This window comes from Rhizobium phaseoli, assembly GCF_003985125.1.
Taxonomy (GTDB): domain Bacteria; phylum Pseudomonadota; class Alphaproteobacteria; order Rhizobiales; family Rhizobiaceae; genus Rhizobium; species Rhizobium phaseoli.
In genome coordinates this window covers 1-7,649 of record NZ_ML133618.1, presented here as the reverse complement: position 1 = coordinate 7,649, position 7,649 = coordinate 1, and the positions used below count along the sequence as shown (strand labels likewise).

Here is a 7,649-nt window from a genome sequence, read left to right as displayed (position 1 = left end):
CGATCCGCAGGTGTGGCTGGCCGACGTTCTTGCCAGCATCGCTGATACGTCGATTACCAGGCTGGAGCAGTTGCTTCCGTGGAATTGGACGCCGCCGACCGTCAACGCTCAAGCGGCCTGACCTGCGACCTTCACCGGAGGCTTACGGCATAGGTGCGATTGACCTGCGGATCAAAATGGCAGGCCTTGATCACGGCCACTTTGGCGTTGTCAGGGACAAGCAATGCCGGCGCGCCACCAAACGCCTCAAGCGCCAGCAGGTGGCACTCAATCCAGTCGGGAAGTGTTTCGCTCCAGCGGGCGTGTGCAAATGACAGGCTCGATGCCCCCAACACCGCAACGAACAGATGCGCCTGTCGCGTCTTTCCCGACAATCTGTCGACGACCACCGTCACTGTGTCGCCGGCATAATCGACGAACAGCTTTTCGCCAGCCGCATGATCCTGGCGCATCGTCACCGGCAGCTTCACCGCCCAAGCGCGATACAAATCACAGTAGCGGCTGTAGCGATATCCATCGGGATGAAGGCCGATATACTCGTCCCAGAGGATCTGCAGCGTCACATGCTTGCGCTTCAGCTCCCGGTGAACATGCGCCCAATCCGGCTCGACACTGCGACGGTGACCGGTCTTCGTGCCGGCAGCCTTATAGAGAGCCGCCTCCAACACCGCATCGCTGACATCGTCGCCCAAAGGCCAGGAAAGTCCGGCACGCTCCAAACGGCGCAACGTCTCGCGCACCGTCGAGGGCGCCGTACCAACGCGCACCGCAATCGACTTGTGGCCAAGGCCTTCCTCAAATCTGTATCTCAGAATCTCGCGGACACGCCGCATCTTTAGTCTCTCCGCTGGCATCGCGTTCCTTCCTCTCGAGCAACTGAAAGGAAGAACGTCTCACCAGCAGGACACCCCGACAAACAGCCCCAATCAGGGGGCGGCATCATCTCGGAACAAGGGGGCGGTTAATTCTCGGAATTGGGGGGCGGCATCATTTCGGAATGCGGGGGCGGATTGCCTCGGAATCTGCAGCTAATCGGCCGCGTCGCGGGTCGTCGCTCCCAATGCAGCCCAGCTTCCTAGGTTTCAGGATGGTCACGGCAATCGCGCTGCCTCCTGAACCATTATATCTCGCATCCAGATATTTGCCGGATCTTTGTCGTGAAGTACCGGCCATTGGACTGCCTCGGTGAATGTCGGCAGCGCTATCGGGGGCGCAGTCATCCGCAATGGTATCGTGTCCTCAAAAAGCCCAACTAGTCGTAACGGAACGGTTGCGATGCGATCGGTGCCCATTAGGGCGGCGGGGATCATGCTAAAGCTTGAAACAACGACTTCGACCCGCCTCTTGAGGCCATGCTCCTGCAAGAAGCAATCTTCTATGGTAGGCTGCTGCGTCCGACCGAACCTAACTACCGCGTGCCCCATTGAAGAATACTCCTCGGCAGTAAGGGCTTCCTCAAGTTGTTTGTTATTACTGCAGCCGACGCAAGTCAGTCGTTCCTGAAATAGATCTATCTTAGGGTGCGCGCTCGACATGAATAGCGGTGGGCTAATAAGGAAGTCTACGTCGCCGCGTCGCAAAAGCTCGTCTGGATTGTCAGTAAGAGGCAGCAAGTCAAAACTAATGCCGGGTGCTTCCCGCGCAAGACGCTCCAGTATCTTCTGAAAAAGAACAACTGTAACGAAATCGCATAAGCTTACTCGGAAATGACGATCTGATTGATCAGGAGTAAATTTATCCCAGGGTATGATATTGAGCCGAATATGCTGTAAAGCCTCACGAATCGCAGGCGCGAGGTCTTCCGCACGCGGAGTTGGAACGAACTCACGACCACGCATCGTAAATAGTTCATCGCGGAAATAGGAGCGGAGCCGGCGGACAGCTGCACTCATTGCGGGCTGGCTCAGATTAATGCTACGTGCCGCCGCAGTAAGGTTGCGCTCAATCATTAGTGCATCGAGCGCGACAAGGAGATTTAGATCGAGGCCCTTAAATCGCATATCTTTTAACTATCCAATAGTGCAGCCCATTCCACAATGGCTGTTCCTACGGCGATGGCTGAATTCGCCTTGACGCTCCTCAATCGATTTGAGGGCGCGGCCACAGAGACTTAATCTCTGTGATCGGAAAGCAACCTGAGGCCAGTCCAGATTAAGCCATAACTCCAGAGTGAACGCTCGTTGCAGTGTAATAGGAAGCCTCCAATGGCAAATCACCAAACGCCAGCTGGCAAAGAAGATAATTAGCACCTGCTTCCTCGACATGATCGAGAAGATCTTGCCTAACTGAAGCAGCAGTACCAACTACGCACAACTGACAGTCTACTGCTGCATCAAAATCCGGCGGGAGGTTCTGAGGAGTCTGTATCCCGTTAATCTCGTACAGAAACCTAAAGCTCCGAAGCCACCGTTGATAAGCCGGGGCCGCGAGCGAAATGGCATGCTTCGTCGTGCTGCCGGCCACCACCATTCGGACCAACCCAAGGAACGGCGCCCGTTTCCTGTCCCCGGCGGTACGTCTCTCGTGTGCTCGGTAGGCATCAGTGATCTGGCGAACAGCAGAAGCAGGGCCCCCGCAGGCAAGATTTGTATCGTTCTCAGCCGCCCAGCGCGCAACCTCAGGACGACTGGTTGTAATCCATGTCGGAGGCTGAGGACGTTGATGTGGCCGCAACATCAACGGGACTTTGTCTAGTTCAAAGTGGTCGCCTTTGTAGGAAAGAGCCTGAGCTCCTTCCTTCATCGCTTGGATGACGATCTCGCTGGCTTCGAGATAGCGCGATGTCGCCACCTCCTCATCAATACCGAAAAAGCTCCATTCGATTGGTAAGGAGCCGCGCCCCATGCCCAACTCGAGCCTGCCACCGCTCAGATGATCCAGCATGCAAATTTCTTCAAACGCACGTAACGGATGATAAAGGTTCAACAGCATAACCAAAGGACCGAGACGAAGATGCTGCGTGCGCTGAGCTACGCTTGCTAGAAATAGATTCGGCGAAGGTCCTCTGCCGTGGGGAGTACAGTGGTGCTCTGCGACGTGATATCCATAAAAGCCAAGGCGATCGCAGACCTCTGCCAACTTCATCCGATCTTCATACTGGCGCCCAATCTCCCTTCCGTCTTCGTCCAAATGGTCGAAGATACCAACCATCAGCTTTGCGGGAAGAGAGTTTGTCATTTAAATGTCTCCAAGTTTGGCGGCGAATTTTCGGTGACCAAGACCGGAGGGTGGCCCCGATGTCTTTCGCCAGGAATCATCGAAAAGCTGCTGGTTCTAAAAAACGATGCTGACGCCGATGAGCTAATCATAATGCTCACGTTGAAATGACATTGAATCATTCGTATTCATGTATGACTTCGCGGTGGGTAACACCCCATCTCGCATACCCACAGCTCCGTTCACTTTTGAGAAGCCAAGGATTGGCAAGATCGGATAGTGGTTGTTCAGCTTTTGTGGCGACCCAGATGTGTTAAAGCTGGTATTCGGTTTAATGCGACGAGGCTCCTGCAGTAGGCGAAGAAAGGACCCAGAGCTATGTCTCGGCGCTTGATTGGCAGACGAGAGCGCCTTCTGCAGTTCCACGTTGGCCATGTTCGTCTCCATTTACCGGCCAGGTCTGTGACCTTGCCCTCGGCTGCTCTCGGTGGAGCAACATCATGGGGTCCCCAATTCATAATCGAGGTGTTTAATAACATCCCATGGCTTCGTAAAATTGATTGTTTGTATGGCATTGATCCACCAGGTGAATAACCAGGAATCTTCACCGTCAAAGGGTTGCTGATCGAACTAGCATACGGTCGACCCAGGCGAGATCACGGCCCCTTCCGAAGGTGGAAGGATCAGGAGCCAGTGCGGTTTTGGCCGCAGCGCAACAGCGTCGATACCAGAAATAGATGTGACGCAGTTGGCTTCCGCGTCTTTCGTGCACGCTGTTGTATGTCCTTAACATTCCCCATCTTAACTTCATAGGATCACAGGTTTTACGATAGGGAAATTGCTCTCAACCCTTCAAACTGGACCAATTTTGGTTAGAGTTTTCCGGTGCATTTTCCTGGCTGGGAAAAGGAACGGAACACGATGAAGGCATCGCAGTTTTCGGACGCTCAGAAGGCGTTCATTTTGAAGCAGGGTGATGAGGGCGTCTCGATCGCGGAGATTTGTCGCAAGGCGGGGATCAGTCAGACGACTTACTTCAACTGGAAGAAAAAGTACGCCGGCATGTTGCCGCCAGAGATGAAGAGGCGCAAGCAGCTTGAGGACGGGAATTCGCGATTGAAGAAGATCGTCGCGGATCTGACGTTGGACCGTGAGATGCTGCAGGACGCCATCCGCCGAAAGCTCTAAGGCCTGAGGGGTAGCGGGAGGTGGTGTCATGTGCCGCGATTGGGCGATCTCGATCCGGCGTGCCTGTGGCGCGTTGAACTTCGATCGGTCGACCGATCACTACATCTCTCGCCGCGCCGAGGCCGGTCTAGACCTGTGAGCGCGGGTGCGCTACGGCTATCGTCGCGTGCATGTGCTTTTGGAACGCGAGGGTTGGGGCACCAACATCAAGCGAACCTATCGCATTTACAGGGACTTGGGACTGCAGCTGCGGAATAAGACTCGGAAGCGCCGTGTTAAGGCGAAACTTCGCGAGGATCGGCAAATGGCTGTCGAACCAAATGACGTGTGGGCGATGGACTTCGTGCACGACCAGCTCGCAACCGGAAAGAAACTGCGGGTCCTGACGGTGGTCGCCACCTTCTCACGCTATGTTCCCGCGCTTGATCCGCCTCACAGCTATCGAGGTGAAGATGTCGTGCAGACGTTGGGACGGGTGTGACGATTTTCGTTATAGTGCGCACTATGAGTCCGATTACGCAACATACGTATTGAACCCTCATTCTCTAATCGAGGCGCCGTTACGTGGAACCGCATTTCCTTTCCCGAAGAAATAACCTACCTCACGGCATCTCTATGAAAGGTGACGAGGCGTTAGGTTTGACTGGCCCGTCCACGCGTCTGTAACGGCTGCCCGATCTTCCAAAGCATGCTTGTGTCGATCTCAAGCTCGACTCCAACCTTGCCCGCACCTGTGACTACGGTAGGATAAGAAAAAAGGGCGGTGTCGATCAGTACAGCGATCTTCTGGAGACCGAATGGTGATACGCTTCCTGACGGGTAGCCGAAGAGATCGAGTACCTGTTCTTTCTGAGCAAGCTCGGCTCGTTTCCATCCATACGTGCCAGCAACCGCTTTCATGTCAATCTTTGAAGGTGATGGCAGCAAAACGGCACAAAGGTGGCGCGCAGGATGAGACCGGCGCATCACATCGTTCGCTTTCTGCTCGGCAATAATCATCGTCTTTGCAACGCGCCCCACGGGAACGCCGATAGCGGAGGCTAAATCGGAAGGAGATGTAATAGGGGTGGCGAACTCACTATAGCGCCACAATCGTACCGTCGACGCTCCGATCTGGTGCAGTTCAGCAAGTACGTTCGGATGAACGTCCAACATAGTCGTTTCCTTCCGGTTCACCTGGTAGGACGATCGAGGATAGCTGTTTCAGCGACTGCGAGTACAGCCCTCTTGCGAGTAAGTTTCAGGCGGTTCGCTCCAAAAGCTGCCTAATGCGGCGGCGACCCTCGTTCCCAAAAATACTGAAGTAAGCCTCCAGGCACTTATCGCTATCGAGCATGAAAGGAGCATCATATTTGGTGATATGCCGAATAGCCAAGGCTGGAACCGTTGTGTCGAGCGGTCGAAACATCCTGTTGTGCAAACCGGGCTCCGGGCAACCTGGATAAAATTCACCGATCATGAAACCTTCCTGAATGAAGTCGGGCTTCAGCCGTTTTTGCAGTTGACCAATCCTGATAATCTCTCCTTCATCCTGTATTCCAGGAAGGGCAATGATAATGGCCTTATAGATCCAGTCGCCCGTTCGATCGTTGAAGGACTTTACGGGTTTCATCTGGCTGAAGACGGCGAGCATACGCGCCAAATCGTTTTCGATTTCGTCAACTGCAACAGCTTGCGACGCGGCAACCCGTAAAAGCCCCTTCGTCAGAGCCTCGGGAACGAAAGGGCAAACGCTCCCGTCCCGACCTAAATGAGGATGTGGATTGGAGAGGAATTCTGAGGCATACCGAGCAAATTTCTGAAGAGCTGCGTTTGCATACTCATCATAGGCGTTGTATCCCGCATCAATATTCTTTTCCAGAATTTCGCCCACTGTCATCAATGGACCAATCGTCCCGAAAGGTTGGCTGTAATCTTTCCAAATTTCTTTATTCATTTCGGATCCCTGGTTCGAAAAGCCACGTGCAAAACGGAAGGTCGGGCTCTTGCATGCCAGCTCGGGCGGCGGGCGAGCTGGTCGGGGGCCAATCAAGAGACCGACCTTCCATCGGAAGCGAAGCTCCCGAATTTTTGGTAGCACTCGTAGTTACACTTGTGTAACTGTTTTTTTAAATGGATGTGAAAACAAGAGCGGGGGCTCGTGCACGATGAAGGTTAGTCTCACGACCGCCCGCAAATTCTTATATTCGTCGTAGTTGTGAAGACATACATATGATAAATGTCGCCGCGATGGGATCCGGTAACAGGCTTTGGGTGAAAACAGAACGACCCATTGCGCAGAGGCGTGGCCGTGGCGAAGACAACACGAAGAGAAATATATACGCCAGAACAGATCGACGTCGGCGTAAAGCATAAGCTTGAGAAAATTGACTCGTTTTTGTCAGATCTCGTTAGCGAAAATTCCGAAGAAAAACTATTCCTGAGGAATATTCTTGGATTGATGCTTAAAGTATATCATATGGACGCCAATAACAAACCCATGACGAAGATGCAGGCGTGTCGCTATCTGCCTTTCAAAAACCAGACTGTTTGCCAAAAGTATGTCGAGGCAGCGCATTTGCGTGGGTTCATCGACATCACTCGGGATAAAACGGACAAACGGCGTCTGATTGTTGTTCCAAAGGAGCCGTTGGTTGTCTATGTCAATGAATATATAGCTGACTTCCTTGATGACTGCCGTAGAGCGATTGACAGTGCCGCTCAAGTAGCTACGCTTCCTGAGGAAGGGATGGCAACGGCAAGTTCTTCATCTATTGATAAATCGCCAGCGTCTTCTGGGGCACCTGTGGGTTCCTCTCAAAAGAGAGTCGATCGAAAAGCCAGGAAATTTTAGCGAGTTTTATTGTGGGAAAGCAAAAGTAAGAAGCCGGTCTCGCGCGCGTTTATCCTTTCATCAATCAAATGTTTCCTCCGTAAACAAGCTTCATCGAGGTAACCCGTTTCGCTTAACCGGCCTGACGGCCGGTGCAGGCGCTGCTAGGGGGAGCGGCTGTATCGTCGTTTCGGCCAAGAAACTGCGCGGGAAGTTCGGCGGCATCCTCAGCCTTATCACCTTGGCATTTACGCTATCTTTTTAGGCGAGGCGGAAACCGCTGACGCGGTCCTCCATCTCTTGGTCGAGACAGTGTGACCTGCCACTGAATTTTCATCCGGCGTCTGACCTGCCACTGAGAATTTCTGAACCGCTCCCAAACGTTGGACCACCGGATGCTAGAGTTTTCCGGCTTCATTCAGGGAGGCGGGCTGGTTGCGCCTCCCGAATTCACCAACGAGATCGGCACCTTGTTGCCGATCGCACCATGAGG

Annotated in this window: 6 protein-coding genes and 2 pseudogenes; 3 read left to right on the top strand and 5 right to left on the bottom strand. The window is 53.5% G+C overall.

The window, feature by feature from the left end; translation table 11 throughout:
• Window positions 1-121, top strand: a 121-nt coding sequence (locus tag EFD56_RS32150; protein ID WP_164736891.1) for a transposase domain-containing protein, incomplete at its 5' end; no start/stop codon positions are given.
• 25 nt (window positions 122-146) lie between these two features.
• Here the strand turns inward: EFD56_RS32150 and istA are convergent.
• From istA to EFD56_RS32135, 3 genes and pseudogenes are all read right to left on the bottom strand, one after another.
• A pseudogene (gene istA / locus EFD56_RS32145) lies at window positions 147-833 on the bottom strand (IS21-like element ISRel16 family transposase); the annotation flags it as partial.
• Window positions 834-1,091: 258 nt separating this feature from the next.
• Window positions 1,092-2,000, bottom strand: a complete 909-nt coding sequence (gene nodD3, locus EFD56_RS32140; protein WP_004677763.1) for a transcriptional regulator NodD3 — start codon at window positions 1,998-2,000, stop codon at window positions 1,092-1,094.
• A 151-nt stretch (window positions 2,001-2,151) separates the two neighbouring features.
• A complete protein-coding gene (locus EFD56_RS32135; RefSeq protein ID WP_012489592.1) occupies window positions 2,152-3,177 on the bottom strand; it encodes an LLM class flavin-dependent oxidoreductase in 1,026 nt (341 codons plus the stop codon).
• A gap of 900 nt (window positions 3,178-4,077) precedes the next feature.
• Between EFD56_RS32135 and EFD56_RS32130 the strand changes: the two are divergent.
• A pseudogene (locus EFD56_RS32130) lies at window positions 4,078-4,822 on the top strand (transposase); the annotation flags it as partial.
• A 155-nt stretch (window positions 4,823-4,977) separates the two neighbouring features.
• Here the strand turns inward: EFD56_RS32130 and EFD56_RS32125 are convergent.
• Both EFD56_RS32125 and EFD56_RS32120 read right to left on the bottom strand, forming a co-directional pair.
• On the bottom strand, window positions 4,978-5,499 hold the full coding sequence (locus tag EFD56_RS32125; protein ID WP_004677747.1) for an aminoacyl-tRNA deacylase: 522 nt from the start codon (window positions 5,497-5,499) through the stop codon (window positions 4,978-4,980).
• Between the two features lie 85 nt (window positions 5,500-5,584).
• Entirely contained in the window at window positions 5,585-6,280 is a 696-nt protein-coding gene (locus EFD56_RS32120) for a DUF6875 domain-containing protein (RefSeq protein ID WP_004677746.1), read from the bottom strand.
• A 354-nt stretch (window positions 6,281-6,634) separates the two neighbouring features.
• Here EFD56_RS32120 and EFD56_RS32890 point away from each other — a divergent pair, with 354 nt between their 5' ends.
• Entirely contained in the window at window positions 6,635-7,177 is a 543-nt protein-coding gene (locus tag EFD56_RS32890; RefSeq protein ID WP_012489593.1) for a hypothetical protein, read from the top strand.
• Window positions 7,178-7,649: the final 472 nt, after the last annotated feature.